Origin of the sequence: Sphingosinicella sp., assembly GCF_041916975.1 — a bacterium.
Classification (GTDB): Bacteria; Pseudomonadota; Alphaproteobacteria; order Sphingomonadales; family Sphingomonadaceae; genus Sphingosinicella.
Genome location: NZ_JAYRYK010000001.1, coordinates 1,863,141 through 1,878,913 on the forward strand (window position 1 = coordinate 1,863,141; position 15,773 = coordinate 1,878,913).

The 15,773-nt window shown below is 63.4% G+C and carries 13 protein-coding genes; 5 read left to right on the top strand and 8 right to left on the bottom strand.

Going from position 1 to position 15,773, the window contains the following annotated elements:
- Positions 1–471: 471 nt before the first annotated feature.
- On the top strand, positions 472–1,215 hold the full coding sequence (locus ACE3TJ_RS08760; RefSeq protein ID WP_374595728.1) for a hypothetical protein: 744 nt from the start codon (positions 472–474) through the stop codon (positions 1,213–1,215).
- Here ACE3TJ_RS08760 and ACE3TJ_RS08765 read toward each other — a convergent pair.
- Together ACE3TJ_RS08765 and ACE3TJ_RS08770 are read right to left on the bottom strand one after the other, a co-directional pair.
- Positions 1,173–1,424, bottom strand: a complete 252-nt coding sequence (locus tag ACE3TJ_RS08765) for a conjugal transfer protein TraD (RefSeq protein ID WP_374595729.1) — start codon at positions 1,422–1,424, stop codon at positions 1,173–1,175. The two genes, ACE3TJ_RS08760 and ACE3TJ_RS08765, sit on opposite strands and share 43 nt — an antisense overlap.
- Positions 1,425–1,440: 16 nt before the next feature.
- Entirely contained in the window at positions 1,441–1,764 is a 324-nt protein-coding gene (locus tag ACE3TJ_RS08770; protein WP_374595730.1) for a conjugal transfer protein TraD, read from the bottom strand.
- A gap of 174 nt (positions 1,765–1,938) precedes the next feature.
- Between ACE3TJ_RS08770 and traA the strand changes: the two genes are divergently transcribed.
- On the top strand, positions 1,939–4,806 hold the full coding sequence (gene traA / locus ACE3TJ_RS08775) for a Ti-type conjugative transfer relaxase TraA (RefSeq protein ID WP_374595731.1): 2,868 nt from the start codon (positions 1,939–1,941) through the stop codon (positions 4,804–4,806).
- Positions 4,807–4,816: 10 nt separating this feature from the next.
- Positions 4,817–5,299, top strand: coding sequence for a hypothetical protein (locus ACE3TJ_RS08780; protein WP_374595732.1), 483 nt, complete (start codon positions 4,817–4,819; stop codon positions 5,297–5,299).
- Positions 5,300–5,485: 186 nt separating this feature from the next.
- Here ACE3TJ_RS08780 and ACE3TJ_RS08785 read toward each other — a convergent pair whose 3' ends face one another.
- Genes ACE3TJ_RS08785 through ACE3TJ_RS08810 form a run of 6 tightly spaced genes read right to left on the bottom strand, consistent with a single transcriptional unit; the run spans position 5,486 to position 13,925 of the window.
- Positions 5,486–6,904, bottom strand: a complete 1,419-nt coding sequence (locus tag ACE3TJ_RS08785) for a M20/M25/M40 family metallo-hydrolase (protein ID WP_374595733.1) — start codon at positions 6,902–6,904, stop codon at positions 5,486–5,488.
- Positions 6,905–6,943: 39 nt separating this feature from the next.
- Positions 6,944–8,449, bottom strand: a complete 1,506-nt coding sequence (locus ACE3TJ_RS08790; RefSeq protein ID WP_374595734.1) for an amidohydrolase family protein — start codon at positions 8,447–8,449, stop codon at positions 6,944–6,946.
- A complete protein-coding gene (locus ACE3TJ_RS08795) occupies positions 8,446–9,963 on the bottom strand; it encodes a class I adenylate-forming enzyme family protein (RefSeq protein ID WP_374595735.1) in 1,518 nt (505 codons plus the stop codon). Before ACE3TJ_RS08795 ends, ACE3TJ_RS08790 begins: the two co-directional genes overlap by 4 nt.
- A 28-nt stretch (positions 9,964–9,991) precedes the next feature.
- The gene (locus tag ACE3TJ_RS08800) at positions 9,992–11,590 is read right to left on the bottom strand and encodes a tannase/feruloyl esterase family alpha/beta hydrolase (protein WP_374595736.1); all 1,599 of its coding nucleotides are present in this window, start codon (positions 11,588–11,590) and stop codon (positions 9,992–9,994) included.
- Positions 11,590–12,939 (bottom strand): alpha/beta hydrolase family protein, encoded by a 1,350-nt coding sequence (locus ACE3TJ_RS08805; protein ID WP_374595737.1) that lies wholly within the window; start codon positions 12,937–12,939, stop codon positions 11,590–11,592. The genes ACE3TJ_RS08800 and ACE3TJ_RS08805 overlap by 1 nt, the downstream gene beginning before the upstream one ends.
- Before the next feature lie 26 nt (positions 12,940–12,965).
- Positions 12,966–13,925 carry a threonine/serine dehydratase gene (locus tag ACE3TJ_RS08810; protein WP_374595738.1) on the bottom strand — a complete coding sequence of 320 codons (960 nt, stop codon included), beginning with the start codon at positions 13,923–13,925 and terminating at the stop codon, positions 12,966–12,968.
- 159 nt (positions 13,926–14,084) lie between these two features.
- Between ACE3TJ_RS08810 and ACE3TJ_RS08815 the strand changes: the two genes are divergently transcribed.
- On the top strand, positions 14,085–14,735 hold the full coding sequence (locus tag ACE3TJ_RS08815; protein WP_374595739.1) for a transcriptional regulator: 651 nt from the start codon (positions 14,085–14,087) through the stop codon (positions 14,733–14,735).
- Positions 14,732–15,670, top strand: a complete 939-nt coding sequence (locus tag ACE3TJ_RS08820) for a hypothetical protein (RefSeq protein WP_374595740.1) — start codon at positions 14,732–14,734, stop codon at positions 15,668–15,670. The genes ACE3TJ_RS08815 and ACE3TJ_RS08820 overlap by 4 nt, the downstream gene beginning before the upstream one ends.
- Positions 15,671–15,773: the final 103 nt, after the last annotated feature.

The following is a 15,773-nucleotide window of genomic DNA, read 5'->3' on the forward strand; positions in this document are numbered from 1 at the left end:
TGGACGCACTTCAACGCCTTGGATTAGTAACCGTAACAATCCTGGATACGCCACCTGATTGCTACCGGTTGGCCCGCGTTGATCTTACATCTCATGGCAGGGCTTTACGCGATGTTCTCTCCCGCGACGTTGAGCCTATCCCATTCCCTGATTACCGGAAGCGTGCGCTGCATGAAATGTGTTGGCATGACCCGCATTACCCAGTGGGTGAATGGCGCTGTCCACTGAAGAAGCATCACGCTGATTTTCATCGCTACATGCCGGTTGATTTGATCACTTGGAAAAAGGAAAGCGAATAAGATCATCTGTGCCGTTCCTAGTAGCAGGTGAATTTCTCGTCTGCTCCCGGCTTCGTGCTCACCAATTAAAGTTTGAAGTCTTACAACTCTGTGTTCTTGGATCGTATGGCCCGCTGCACATGCTCTTTGATCATACTGATTCCATCGCTACGAAGTGATCGTGGAGAACCGATTGACCGCAGATACGCCATCCGCCGAAATGACTGCATGCAGGCTTTGCCAAGAGCGCATTTCAGTCAAAGCAGAGCTTTGTCGCCACTGCCATTCCTATCAGGACTGGCGCCGACATTTGAATTTTTCGGGTACAGTTCTGGCACTTTTAGTCGCACTTGTGTCGGTACTTGGATGGATGCTTCCAGCTGTTGCGACGGCTCTCAGGCCAAGCCACTCGCGCATCACGCTTTCCAATCCCGTTGTTCGTGGTGAGGCGATTTACTTGATCGCGACAAATGTTGGCAGTCAGCCCGGCGTCATCAAGCGCGGACTACTACGCTCTCCCTACATCGATTTGGGTGCTGACCTGTTGATGATCCACCCAGCTGATGCGTTGATCCCACCAGGGGCAAAACAGATCGGACTCAAAGTTCATCTCCAGCTTAGCACCATGGATGCCCATCTCGGTCTGCTAAAAGCGGTTGCAGATAGTTCACGGCGAAATTCGCAGAGGCTAGCCGGTCATGTCGTAGTTTGGTCGCAAGGTTCGAATGGACAGGACGCAGAAGCGCGCTTGGCGATATCCTATCAAGACATAGCCACTCTTCTCGAAGCGCATGCATCACGTTGCAAGAATTCGGCGGCACCTCCAACAATGGAAAATGGTTGCCGCGGAATCCGTGAATTGGAAGCAGACAACAGGCGCTTTTCTCAACAAATTCAAGAATCGCTTACCAAGGCAGCCGACCAATCATCCAAATGAGTTTTGGCCTCGGCTTCAAACGCCCGTTTCCCTTTGCGCCGCCACAGCGCGATGATCTCGTTGCGCTGCTCGCCGTCCACCTGTTGCACGAGCCCGAGCAGCGCCCCGTAGATCGCTGCCCGGTCATCTTCGACAAGCACATCGAGCCTGGCCTTGACGATGAGCCCGCCGAGCTCAATGAGCCGGCGCGTCCGCTCGCGGCGTTTCACGACCCAGTCCCTTGTATCAGCCCGCGCCCGCTGCGCCTGCAACCGATGCCGCAGAGCCTGCATCCGCTGCTCTGCCCTTGCCGTCTTTCGCAGTGCCTGCCGGAGCGTGTTTCCCGCGCAGAAAGAACGCAGTGCCCGCAGTGCGCCATTCCTCCTTCTGCACCATGTCGGTGGTCGCGGCGGCGTTGACCAGCACACCTGCAAGCACATCGACCCCGAGGCTATCTGCGCCAGTCGTCGTGACGAGTTGCCCAAGCTCACGAAGCTTCCGGTCCTGAAGCGCCTTCGCCTTGTCGGCGAGCAGCTTCATCTCGGCATCATAGTCACGGGGCCTGCGCATGGGATGGGGTCCTTCCGTTTGCGGTGATGTGCCCGACGCTACGAGTCGTTCTGGCGGGCGGTAAAGAGGCCGAACCTTGCTGAGATCACCCGGTCCCTCGCGAGATTCGATCTTGTGAGGGCGCGCTTATACGTCGTGCCGACGTGGCTTTCGGGGTGTAGATCGTGTGCCGCCATGGCAATCTATCACTTCAGCGCGAAGGTCATCAGCCGGAGTACCGGCGCCAGCGCGCTTGCGTCCGCCGCGTACCGTTCCGCCTCACGGCTGCACGACCAGCGGCTGGATCGCCATCACGACTTCACGAACAAGGCCGGCGTCATCCACTCCGAGGTGATGCTGCCGGAGAATGCACCCGAGCATCTCTGCGACCGCGAAGCGCTCTGGAACGCCGTCGAGGCGGCGGAGGTGCGCAAGGACGCACAGCTCGCCCGCGAGGTCGAGTTCGCGCTGCCAAGGGAACTGGAACAGGCCGACGCGATTGAAGTGGCGCGCGACTTCGTGCGAACCGAGTTCGTCGAACGCGGCATGTGCGCTGATCTGAACGTCCACTGGGACATCGGCGCCGACGGCATGGCAAAGCCCCATGCCCATGTCATGCTCACCATGCGTGAGGTGGATGAGAACGGCTTCGGCGCGAAGGTGCGCGATTGGAATAGCACAGCGCTTCTCGAACACTGGCGCGAAGCCTGGGCAGAGCACCTCAACCGCGCGCTCGCCGAGCGCGACATCGACGTCGCCGTCGACCACCGCAGCCTCGAGGCGCAGGGCATCGACCTCGAACCCCAGAACAAGATCGGCCCGGCGGCATCGCGCATGGCGGATGTGGGGCTTACCGGGGAACGCCTCGACGAGCACCGCGCCATCGCGCGCGCCAACGGCGAGCGGATCCTCGCGAACCCCGAGGTGGCACTCGATGCGCTGACGCACAGCCAGGCGACGTTCACGCGGCGCGAGCTTGCGATGTTCGTGCACCGGCACAGCGACGGCAGGGACCAGTTCGACCGCGTGCTCGCCGCCGTCGAAGTCTCGCCGGCGCTCGTCGCAATCGGCAAGGACGGCCGCGAGCAGGAGCGCTTTACCAGCCGCGCGATGCTGGGGACCGAGCAGCGGCTCGAAAAGGCCACGGAGCGGCTGCACGCGCAGCAAAAGCACAGTGTCCGCGATGTCTTCCGCGACCATGCCGTTGCGCGCGCAGAGCGGCATGGGCTCGTGCTCTCGTCCGAGCAGCGCGCGGCGCTCGATCATGTCACCCAAGCCAAAGGCCTCGGTGTCATCGTCGGCTACGCTGGAACGGGGAAGTCCGCGCTGCTCGGCGTTGCCCGCGAAGCCTGGGAAGATGCCGGCTACCGTGTACGCGGGCTCGCGCTCTCCGGCATTGCAGCCGAGAACCTCGAAGCGGGATCGCGCATCGCATCGCGTACGATCGCGGCGCAGGAGCACGCCTGGGCGAACGGCACCGATCGTCTGACGCCCCGTGATGTGCTTGTCATCGACGAGGCCGGGATGATCGGAACGCGGCAGATGGAGCGTGTGCTGTCACATGCCAGTGAGGTCGGTGCCAAGGTGGTGCTCGTCGGCGATCCCGAGCAGCTGCAGGCGATCGAGGCGGGCGCCGCGTTCCGCAGCATCCATGAGCGCCATGGCGGGGTCGAGGTCACCGAGATCCGCCGTCAGCATGAAGCCTGGCAGAGGGATGCCGTGCGGCAGCTCGCAACGGGGAGAACATCAGAAGCGATCCACACCCTCCGCGAGCATGATCGAATCCACGCAGCGCCGACCGAAGCCGACGCAAAGAAACAGCTCATCGACCGCTGGGACAGGGACCGGAAAGCGCAGCCGCAGAAGAGCCGGCTGATCCTCGCGCACACGCGTGCCGACGTTGCGGAGCTCAATGCACTTGCGCGGCAGCGCCTGCGGCTCGGCAAACAGCTCGGCGACGATGTCCGTGTGGACACAACGAAAGGTCCAAAGCCATTCGCGCGCGGCGACCGGGTGATGTTCCTGCGGAACGAGAAGAGCCTGGGGGTGAAGAATGGCTCGCTTGGGCGCGTCGAGAACGTGAGTCCGGCCCGCATGGCGGTGATGCTCGATGATGGTAGAGCCATCAGCTTCGACACGAAGCTCTACACCGACATCGACCATGGCTATGCCGCCACGATCCACAAGGCGCAGGGGGTCACCGTGGACCGGACCTATGTCCTCGCCACAGGCGGCATGGACCGGCACGGCGCCTATGTGGCGCTGTCGCGTCACCGCGAGCGGGTGGACCTCTACTACGGCAAGGAGACGTTCAAAAACGAGCAGCAGCTGATCCGCACACTCGGCCGTGACCGCGGCAAGGACATGGTCGGGGATTACGGTCCCATCGCAGACAGGGCAGAGGCATTCGCCGCGCGGCGCGGCATCACGCTTAGGGAGCGGGTCAAGGAAATCGCGGTCAAGGTCCGTGACATGTTCGAGGGGCTGCAACTGAAAAGTACCCCCATCCAGGCGCCGAAGCCGCAGCTGGAGCCTGCGGTCGAGCAGTACGCGCGCACGGTGCACAAGGTCCGCGAGATGGGGCTTGCACGCGTGCCGATGAGCGAACCCTTGCGCGCCCTGCACGAACGCGACGAGGCCGCGCTCGATGCAATCCGGCCCGGTGCGGCGCGCGACCTTCGGAACGCGTGGCGCGCGGACCTGAAACTGCTCGACACGATGGCACGCGGCGACGTGCGGCAGGCGCGTGCGCTCCTCGACGAGGCGGAGCGTTATCGCAGCGACCCCGCCTACCGCGCCGACCGGTTCGTCGCGGAATGGACCCGGCTCAGGAAGCAGCAGGAGCATGCCAGGTTCTGGGGCGAAGAGCACAAGCTCCCGAAGATCAACGCGGGCATGGCCGGCCTTGCGAAGAGCCTCGAACGCGATGCGCAGATGGAATCACTGCTTCGACCACGCGCTCGTGAGCTCGGGCTCGGCATCGGCATGGAACCGGCGCGCGGGCTGTCCCGGGAGCTCTCAGACTGGTTCGGCCTCTCGCGTGGGCGAGGACTCAGCCGTTAGGCTCATGCTCATGATGACCGACTCATCCCCGGCAGAGGCGTTCGAAACACTCAGACGCGAGGTGGCGTTGCTCCGCCGTGCACTCGAAGGGCTTGCCGCAGAGCAGAAGGCGCAGCCCGACTACAGCGGCGTGCTCGCCGGCATCGGGACAAGGATCAAGGAGCAGAACGCGACGCTCGGCGCCATGGCCAAAACGCCGGCGCTTCAGCTGACACCCGAGGCCATGGGGCAGCAGTTCGTGCGCGCCAGCCAGCAGGTGCGGGCCGAGGATGCCAAGCTACTCGGCCATGCGCAGAACGGGATGACCACGGCGGCACGTCAGGTGGTCGAGGCGCTTGCCACCGCGCGGACAGCGCATGAACAGCAAAAGGTTGTCAGGTGGTACGCAGCGGCAGGCGCTCTCATTGGCGCGGTCCTGATGCTGATCGCGTCGCTGATTACGCCGGTCCTGAAAACACAAATTCAAGAGGTCGCAGTCACCAACGCGCCATAACCACACCATCGCAGCGCCCGGAGCGAGACTGCAAACAGCGAGGTCGGATTGCAGGGGGCAGTCAAATGTCTGCCCCCTGCTCCGTTATTAGAACAGACGCGCGAACCCGATACCGCCTTCGGCGATGCGAAGGTGCGGAACCGGGCCTCGATCCACTCCGACTCCGGGTTGAGCTAGCCCACCTTCCTATCGCGAGGTAAGGAGATGCACAAAGTCCTGGAGATAGTCTCGACCCACGAACAATGACCTCACCTCGATCCGTTCGTTCAAGCCGTGCAGACCATTTCCGTCGGGGTTTGCCCACAGGCCGGGTGCGCCGTAGGTCGGAATACCGGCGACGCTGAGGAAGATCGTATCGGTCGCCCCGATCGTCATCGCCGGAATGATCGGTACGCCCGGGAAATATTTGCGGCCGATTTCCTCCGCAGCCTTGATGATACGTGTATCCAGCGGCGGCATTTTGCCTGCAGGCCAAACAGGCGCGACCGTGCTCACGTTCACCATCGGATCGGCGATAACGCGCGCCAGTTCCGTCTGCACCTCCTCCGCGCTGTGGCCCGGCAGGATGCGACAATTCACATTCGCGGCGGCCCGCTGCGGCAGGGCATTATTGGCATGACCCGCTTCGACCAGCGTGACCACACAGGTGGTGCGAAGCATTGCGCGCATCATTGGTTCGTGGTCGATAACGCTTCGCGCGCTCACATCGCCCGCATTGACAGCAATCGCCTGCATGGCCTCGCCCAGAAGCCCCCCTCGCGCCTTACCGGCCCTTTCGAAGAAGGCTCTGGTCGTCGGGTTGAGTTCCAGCGGAAAGTCATGATCGCGCAGTTTCAGCATCGCCTCGGCGAGCCGATACGCGGCATTGTCAGGTACGGGCATCATGGCGTGCCCTCCGGGACTGATCGCTTCGAGACGAAAATTCTGGACGGCTTTCTCCCCCACCTGAATCGTCTGGACAACGAGCCGGCCGCCATCGACGATGCCCTTGCCATCCGTGCGGCCACCGCCGCCTTCGTTCAGCGCGAACTCCGCGTCAATGAGATCACGCCGGTTCTTGACCAGCCATTCCGCACCGTTGAAGGCCCAGGTCGTTTCCTCCCCGCAGGTCAGAGCGATCTTGATTCCGCGCTTCGGTCGGCGCTTTTCCGCAAGGTGTTGAACCAGGAGGTCCACCCAGATCGCCGCCTGCGCCTTGTCGTCATAGGCGCCGCGCGCATAGAAATAGCCGCCATCCTCGACGAGCTCGAAGGGATCGCGCACCCAATCCTCGCGCTTCGCTTCGACGACGTCGATGTGCGCGAGAAGCAGGATCGGCTTTAGGCCCGGCGCGCTCCCCGGCAGCGAAGCGACCAGCCCGCCTTCCTTGGGATGATCGGGCACGGAAAACGGCACGAGGTTTTCCTCCGGCAACCCTGCGGCGCGCAGACGGTTGGCCATGCGGCTCGCGGCAAGCGTGCAGTCTCCGTTCGATAGCGTTGTATCGGTTTCGACAAGCTCCGCATACAGCGCGCGAAACGCCTGCTGATCCGGTCGCAGCGGCTGCGCTGCCGCCGGCGCCGTGAGCAACAACGTTCCCAGGATGAAGCCCTTCGGTTTAAGCATCTTGTCGGTTTTCCTTGATGAAATGCAGTTGAACCCGGATCAATCGTCGCGGCGGATGACACGGCCGGGCAATCGGCCGGTAGCCGCGTCGTTTACAAAGACGAGCGTGCCGTTGACCCAAACGCGGCTTATGCCTTTGGGCATCGCCTGCGGATGCTCGATCGTGGCGCGGTCGGCGACCGTTTCCGGATCGAACAGCAGCAGGTCCGCGAAATTACCGCGCCGAATTTCGCCGCGACCACGGATGCCCATGTGCTTGGCTGCAAGCCCGGACATTTTGTGGACGGCCTCCTCCAGACTGAGCACGCCGTCCTCGCGAACGTAGACGCGCAGCACGCGGGGAAAGCTCCCCGCCCCGCGCGGATGCGGGCTTTCCATAAAGCCGTCGGAGGCGATGTTCGCATGGCGCCATTCGATGAGTCTCGCGACGTCCCGGGCGTCCATTGCCCGGCACACGATCCTGGCGCTGACGCCTGCGGCCTCTGCCCGTTCGGCGAGATCGATGAGCGCGTCTGCCGGGTCGATCTGCCGCGCGCGCGCAATCTCGGCGAGGGTTCGTCCCTCGAGCGCTTTTTCGGGCGGATAGCCGACAAGGCGCAGCGCGTCGGGCGGAGCGATATTCTGGATGATGTAGTCCGCCGTCGCACGATTGCTGAAATCGCGGTTCGGCCAAAGCACGTCGAGCAGGCCGTACCAATAATCGTAGGGATATACATCGGCTGAAACCTCGATGCCTCCCGATCTTGCCTTTTCGAGCACGCCGATCAGGCGATCGGCCTGCCCCCAGAGAGCCGGCATCGCAAGCTTGGCGTGGCTCAGCTGAATGGGCATCCCCGTATCGCGGCCGATCGCCAGCAGTTCATCGACCGCCGGCCAGATATCCCGGTCTTCGCTGCGGATATGGCTGATGTAACGCCCTCCCTCCGCTGCGGCGACGCGCGCGAGCGCGAGCAGTTCGTCGGGTGTCGCATGACGACCCGGTTCGTATTCAAGGCCTGACGAGAGACCAAGCGCTCCTGCCCGCATGTCCGTGTGCACGAGCGCGCGCATCTCCTCGATCTCTCCGGGCGTGGCGGGGCGCGAGGCATCATCCTTCATGACCCGGGCACGGATATAGTTGTGGCCTGAGAACGCCGCGATATTGACCGCGACGGGCGACGCCGTAAATGCCGCGAAGACATCCTCCAGTGGCGCGCTTCCGAAACCGTCCTGATTGATGACGATCGTCGTCACGCCCTGCGCGATAACAGGCAATGCCTCCGGCCGCGCCTCCAGCCCCTGTTCGTGATGACTGTGCGTGTCGATGAAGCCCGGCGCGAGGACCAGCCCGACGGCATCGACGACGGCTTCACCGCGGCGCGGTGCGAGCTTTCCGATCGCGGCGATCCGATCGCTGCGTATCCGAACGTCCGCCGAATAGGCAGGTGCGCCGGTGCCGTCCACGATACGCGCATTGCGGATGAGCCAGGCTTCGCCCGCGGTCGCGGGCAAGGCCGAGAAAAGACAGGTCGCCAGCGCACCGAGCGCGAACGCGCGAACGGTCATGGCGCACGTCGTGCATAAACATCGGCAAGCTCGCGCTTGAGCAGTTTGCCGATCGCCGAGCGGGGAAGCCTGTCGACGATGACGAGGTCGGAGATGCGCTGGAGCTTGCCGAGTCTCGCATTCGCCCAATCGCTGATCGCGTCCGCATCGCTGCCCGGGCGGGCTTCAACGAAGGCGACGGGCGTTTCCCCCCATCGTTCCGATTCCACCCCGACGACTCCGCATTCCGTTACATCCGGGTGTTCGCGCACGACGGCCTCGATATCGGACGGGTAGATATTGAAACCGCCGCTGATGATGAGATCCTTCGTGCGGCCGAGAAGAATGAGGAAGCCGTCGGCATCGAAGCGCCCGATATCGCCGTGACGAATGAAGCGGCGACCCGCTTCATCAAACCATTCCGCGTCGCGCGTTGCTTCGGGCCTGCCGTGATAGCCGTTCATCATCGCGCCGGAGCGTCCGACCACTTCGCCCGCCTCGCCCGGCCCGACCTCGCGGCCCTCCGCATCGATCAGCCGTATATCGCTGCCGGGCGCGGGCCGCCCCACGGTGTGCAGCTTGTCGGGGTTGCCCGTCGCATCGAGGATGCAGGTGCCGCCGCCTTCGGTCATGCCATAGAATTCGACGAGCCGCCCCGGCCAGCGCGTCAGAACGTCCCGCTTAAGTTCGGCATGGAAAGGCGCGCTCGTGCAGAACTTGTGCCGAAAGCTGGACAGATCGAACTGATCGAAATCCTCCAGCGCCATGATGCGCTGATACTGCACCGGCACGAGCATCCCGTGCGTGGCGCCGACGGACTGCGCCGTGGCAAGGTAGGCGCGCGCATCGAACTTGCGCATCAGAACGACCGTGCCGCCCCACGCGAGCGTGGGCAGAAAACTGACCAGCGTCGTGTTCGAATAAAGCGGGGTCGCAATGAGCGTGACCGCCTCGCCGTATTCGAGGTCCGCCATGCGCTGGAAATGTTGCCACCGCATCGCATGGCTTTGCACGATGCCTTTCGGCAGGCCGGTCGTGCCTGACGAATAGATGATGTTGAACGGCGCCTCCGCCTGCGGATGCGCCACGCCGAGCGGTGCGGCGCGCCCAGGCATCCATACTTCCAGCGCGTCGAGTTCGACAACGCGGCCGCCGAAGTCACGCAGTGCGGACACCGATTCACCATCCACGAAAACAACAGGCGCGGCACAATCGCGCAGCATCGCGCATATCTGTTCGGGCGTGCCCGACGGCGCGATGGGCGCCGGTACACACCCTGCACGCAGCGCCCCGAGGAAAACCACCGCATAAGCGATCGTGGGCACCCCGACGATGCCGATCGCGCTCTCCGGCCCGATCCCTTCCTGCCGAAGTCCGCTCGCAAAACGGTCCATCGCCTGGTCAAGCGCGGCATAACTCAGTTGCTCGCCGCCTTGACACAGGGCGGTCTTGTCCGGTCGCGCGCTCGCGTGGTGGGCGATCAGCGCACTTAGTGTGCCATGCTCGCGTGCAAGCAACTCTTCAACGCCGTTCATACGTCACACCTTCTCTTCTTTCACTGCGTCAACGGCATGAAAAACTCTCGGGTCGCGTGACATCGCCGACCCCGTCCCACCGCGCGTGTCGGGGGAAGCGACAGATCGGTCGCGCCGCCTTGCGCGGTCCAGACGGAAGATCGAGCATCGCGGCAAGCGGCGGACCCTCGTGCCATTCGCCGAGAGTGCTTTCAGGCACGATGCCTTCGTTACGCCACCCGTCGAGCGCGTCCAGCATCTGAAAATTGTCGGGGCCGGGGCCATCCGCGCAATGTGAAAGCCCGGGCACCATGAACAACGCCACAGTGTCTTCGGTGCGTGCCGCGCCCATCGTCTTTACGACGCGATCATACCAGTCGAGTGTGAAATACGGATTGATCCCCGCGTCGGCCCAGCCGTGGTACACGACCATCTTGCCGCCGTGCGCGCGGAAGGCCGAAAGGTCGTCTTTATCGGCGTCGAAATCGGCGAACCATTCGCGCATTGCCGGAAAGTCCCGATGGAGATCAAAGCGCGCAGGCGTCCAGCTCGGATCCTGCAGCATCATCGCGCCGATCGTCCCGCGCGCAAATGTTGCGTGGCGCGCGTCCGCCTTCGCGATCCAATGATGCCAGCCGCCGCGCATGGCTTCGGCGCCGACAAGCATTCCCGGCACAACCGTGCGCCCCTGTGCATCGCGAACGCCGTTATAGACGGTCTTGAAGAAGGCCGCTTTGTTCGGGGTCAGGCAGGCTTTATCCTGCCCGGGCGCGCATATCAGTTTGGACGGATCAAAGCGGCAGGCCCGTGGATCGCCGATCAATCCATCGGTGAGACCGTCCGCGGAATCGCATTGTGCCAGCGCTGCATCGCCGACCAGTTTCAGATCATCGGGCGTAGGCCGCGTCGCGGGATCGGCGAGAAGGCTCTGCATCCACGCGCCTGCAGCCATCATGCGCGAATAAGAGGCCGCAGGCGCGCCCGCGACGATCCCGTCATAGTCGCGCGGGAACCGTGTCGCAGCCATCAGCGCCTGACGCCCTCCGCTCGAACAGCCTTCGAAATAGTGCAGGCGCGCAGCTTCACCATAAAAGGCGGCGATGATCTTGCGGGCAGCAAGCGATGTCAGACGGTCGGCACGCCAGGCGTAGTCAATCAAGGCCTCCTTCCGCTGAAACCATCCCGTATCTTCTGCATGGTGACCCATGTCGTTCCCTGCCGCCGCATAACCGCGCAGCACGGCATGGCGCATCGTCACCATGGGATCGGCAAGCGACCCGCCGAAGCCGCCGTTACCCGCCTCAACGAGCTTGCCGTTCCATCGCCCTTCCGTCGGGAGCCACAGCTCCGCGTGGACGCCGGAGCCCGGACCCGCCGAAAGGGAAAGCTCCACACGGCAGAGAGGGGTTGGAAACGGCAGTCGTTCGGCGCCCGGAAACAGCGGCAATCCACTGTCGAAAGTCGTTCCGGCCGCCGGAATGCCCGCCGCGATGACCTTGCCTTCGGTAAGCGACATACCTTCGAGCGCCGCGCAGCGGGCTTCGCTTTCCGGCGTATCCGCCGCGACACGCGCATATGCCGGAGACATGCCGAGCATGGCGACCGCGAGGCAGGCCAGCACGCGTGGTGCGACGAACGCGTGCCGCATCAGCGTGCCTCCGGCGCGGGCGGGCGCTGCCCGCCGATGACCCAGCTACGGAGCAATCCAAGCGCCTCAGCCATCTGCGGCTTCGTGAAACCGCAATGCGCGAGCCCTTCGACACCGAATCGAAGCGGTTCGCGCACATCGGGCAAAGCATACTGAAGCAGAAGCTTTTCTGTGCCGCTCTCGCGCGCGTGGCGCGTCAAGGCCTCTGCCTGCGCATAAGCGACGAGCGGATCGAGCCGATTGTGCACTGCCACCAGAGGCTTGCGGAAGGTGCCGCTTACCTGATGAAAGCGCCGGGCACGCGCAAGCGCATCGATGTCGCCATCGAACCGCTGAACCGCGGCATTGAACGCGGCCGCCTCCGCGTCGTTCATCTCGACCGGGCGATAGGCTTTCTCCCGATTGCCGTAGAATTGCCCGCCGAACGTCGCGCGCATATCATCCGTCCCGAGCGAGATGATGACCAGCGGATAGAGCAGCGAGGCGACATCCTCCGGAAAACCTGCGATTGCCACGAGCTGTCGCACGATGCGCGCTTCCGGCCCTTGCGGCGCTTTGACGGCCGCCGACCAAAGCGCCAGAATCGGCATGGCGATGCGCGCCGACTGCTGTTGCACGAACTGATCGGCGGTGCCCTGAAAATCGGCAGGCGGCGACATCGGCAATGCAGATGCCGTCACGTCCTGGATTCCAGGCAGTGCGTAAGGCGTGCCGGAAGTCAGCACATTATAGGCCGCGCGCATGTCGAAAATCGGCCCCATCTGCGTTTCCCATCCGTCGGTGACGCCGCATCCGGAAAACGCGCCGTCGAACGCATCGGGGTGCTGTTCGATCACCGTCATCACGATGTTGCCGCCCATCGAAAAGCCTGCGGCAAAGATATGCCTGGCACCGATCTGCACAAGAAGATCGCGCAGGCGAAGGCTCGCCGCAGCGCCGCTTTCAACCCCCATTCCTGCCTTGTCGTAGGCGCTGTGCGCAGCCGCATATCCTTCGCCGAACGCTGCCTGAAGAACCATCGGCGCATCGGGTGCGGATGGATTCTCGGCAACCGCCGTGGGCGTGCCGGGCAGCGTGTAGCCGTGCGCATAGACAACCGCATCGCCGTTCCAATCGCCGGGAACGGCGATCGAGAACGGACGACCATCGAGTTTGCCTGTGACGAGCAGGCCCGCTTCTCCCAGACGTCGCGCCTCGACCCCCTCGACACCAAATGCGCCGGCGCGCGCGATCACAGCGGCAGGGGTCGGGCTGGACCCGGCTGCTGCCGGAAACGCAGCGCTTACCATTGCAGCCGTCAACGCGAACATGATGGTCAGCAGACGATGCCGGGCGGCACTTGGGGACATTTCAATCTCTCCGAAGAACGTGAAAATCAGGCCACCGCCTCGAGAAAGCGGTTCAGCAGGATGTTCCGGCCGCACAGGACGATCGCGACGGTCTTGCCGCGCAGGCGGGGCGCAAGCGGTTCGAGCGCCGCAAGCGCAAGCGCCGCCGCGCCTTCGACGATCCAGCGCTCTTCCTCGGCAAGCAGCCGCATGGCCGCCCCGATCCGCGCTTCGGCCACCTCCACTGTTGTCGGCGCCAATTCCATGGCAAGCGGCAGGGTTACGGTATCAGGCTCAAGCGCGCCCGCAGTCGCATCCGCAAGCGTCGGTTTCTCGGCAACGGAAATGATCCGCCCGGCTTCCAGAGCGCGCAGCAATGGAGTCGAATGATCCGACCAGGCGCCGACAAGTTCGGTTTCAGGGCTGCGGGTCGCAAGGACCGCGCCGATCCCGCACAGAAGCCCGCCGCCACCCACAGACGCGACCACGGCGTCGATCGTCCCGCACTGTTCGAGCATTTCGACCGCAGCGCCCCCCTGGCCCGCGATGACTGTGAGGTCGTTATATGGAGATATATAACAGCCCCCCGCCTTCGCGGCGGCCGCGCGCGCCGCGCTCTCCGCGACGAGACAATCGCCATCGTGAAGCACAAGCGCAGCGCCCAGCCGTTCAATGGCATCAAGCTTGGCGCGCGACGCGCCGGCGGGCGCATGAACGGTTGCTGCGATTCCCCGCAACCGCGCAGCCTGCGCGACCCCCAGGCCGTGATTTCCCGAGGACGCCGCCACCACGCCTGCCCCCGCCTGATCCGCGCTGAGCGCCGAAATCCTGGCATAGGCGCCGCGCAATTTGAACGATCCGGTGGGCAGCAGATGTTCGCATTTGAGCAGGATGCGGCAATCGAACCGCCTGGAAAGCCCTGCACTTTCGATAAGAGGCGAAGGCGGTGTGACCATCCGCAGGCCCTCAGCGGCGCGTTCGGATGCGGTGGCCAGATCCGCAAACATCGACCTCGCGGCGACGTTCGTGATTGCCGATTCCCCGCCTGCAACTCTCATCGCGGCTGCTCCCCATCTTGCGGCACTAAGACATTGCCCTTCCTGTCACTTCATGCTATTTCTAATTTAGATTAATTGTCAATCTCTCCAGAATCGGAGCTGGAAATCATGCGAGATCTCACCGATGCTGATCCCTGGACCCCGGCCCTGGAGCCGAGTTTCGCGATCGCGGACGGCATTGCGCTGCTCTTCGCACCTTATGTCGAGGTTGTTGTCCACGACCTCGGGACCGAAGCAATCGCCTATATCGCGAATTCGCAATCACGGCGCACACCGGGCGACCCGTCGCAGCTCGACGATCTTCAGTTCACGCCGAACCAGCGTGTCATCGGACCGTATGAAAAGACGAACTGGGATGGGCGGCGCATGAAATGCCTGTCGATCGTGCTTCGCGACGGCGAAGCTGCAATCGGGCTGCTGTGCATCAATGTCGATGTCTCGAGCTTCGATCAGGTCAGACGCGCACTCGACAGTTTCCTCACCGCACCGCAACAGGACGACGATAATGTTCGCGCACTCTTCGTCCATGACTGGCACGAGCGCATAAACCGGTTCGTGACGGACTGGTGCAGCGAACGCAATACGTTCGTCGGCGCGATCGATCGCTCCAGCCGCCGGGAACTCATCGGCGCATTGCATTCCATCGGGGCATTCGAAGCACGCCGTGCACCGGCATATGTCGCCCGCATTCTGGGGGTGAGCCGCGCGACGGTCTACAACGAGCTTTCCGCACTCAAGCAAGACGACAAAACCGCGTGAGGTCGTTTGACAAGGCGAGCATCGTCGCCGCAATCAATGAAGACGACGCCGTGTCGGCTATCGAACACGCGTTTCGCGATCATTCGAACGGCCGCGTCCACTCATTTCCGTCAGGGCATTTGCGTTTTGACCGACCGCCCGGCGATTTCCACGTCAAGGGCGCGCATATCATCGGCCACCCCTATTTCACCATCAAGATGGCGAGCAGCTTCTTCGACAATCCGAAACGCGGCCTGCCTTCAAGCAACGGGTTGATGTTGGTCTTCAACGCGGAGAGCGGCGAACCGGTCGCCACGCTTCTCGACGAAGGGCTTCTCACCGATTTGAGAACCGCCATCGCGGGTTCGATCGCGGCGCGCCTGATCGCACCAGAGAGCGCGCGGCGGATCGGTATCGTCGGAGCCGGCACGCAAGGTGCGATGCAGGCTCGTTGGGTTTCACGACTCCTCGGCAGTGCAGAGATCGGCATTTGGGCGCGCGATGCCGCGCGTGCGGAGGCGCTCGCGGCGTCGCTGCGCAGCGAAGGCCACGAGGCGAAGGCCGTAAGCGAATTAAACACGCTCTGCGCACAAAACGATGTGATCGTGACCACGACACCGTCAAACACGCCGCTGATAGGCATGGAGCAACTGCGACCGGGATTACGCATTGTCGCGATCGGCGCGGATGCCACGGGCAAGCGAGAGTTGTCGCTCGATCTCGTCGAGGCGGCCGACGTCCTGCTCGTCGATTCCCGCTCTCAGTGTCTGGCCTATGGAGATTGCGCGGGAATCTCGGATCCGACGCGGCTCATCGAGATCGGTGAAGCGCTTTCACGCGGCTCCACATTGGCGCTCTCCGCGGAGTCCATCGCCATCGCGGACCTGACCGGGATCGGCGTACAGGACGCCGCCATCGCCGAACTCGCCTGGCAGCACCTCACCACAAAATTATAGAGTGACTTGGCGGCAGGCTGCACCATAGCCATCGCGTCCGCTACCCTGGGGAAATAAAAAAGGACCGGCACCAACCTCTTTCCGAGGCTGGCACCGATCCCTG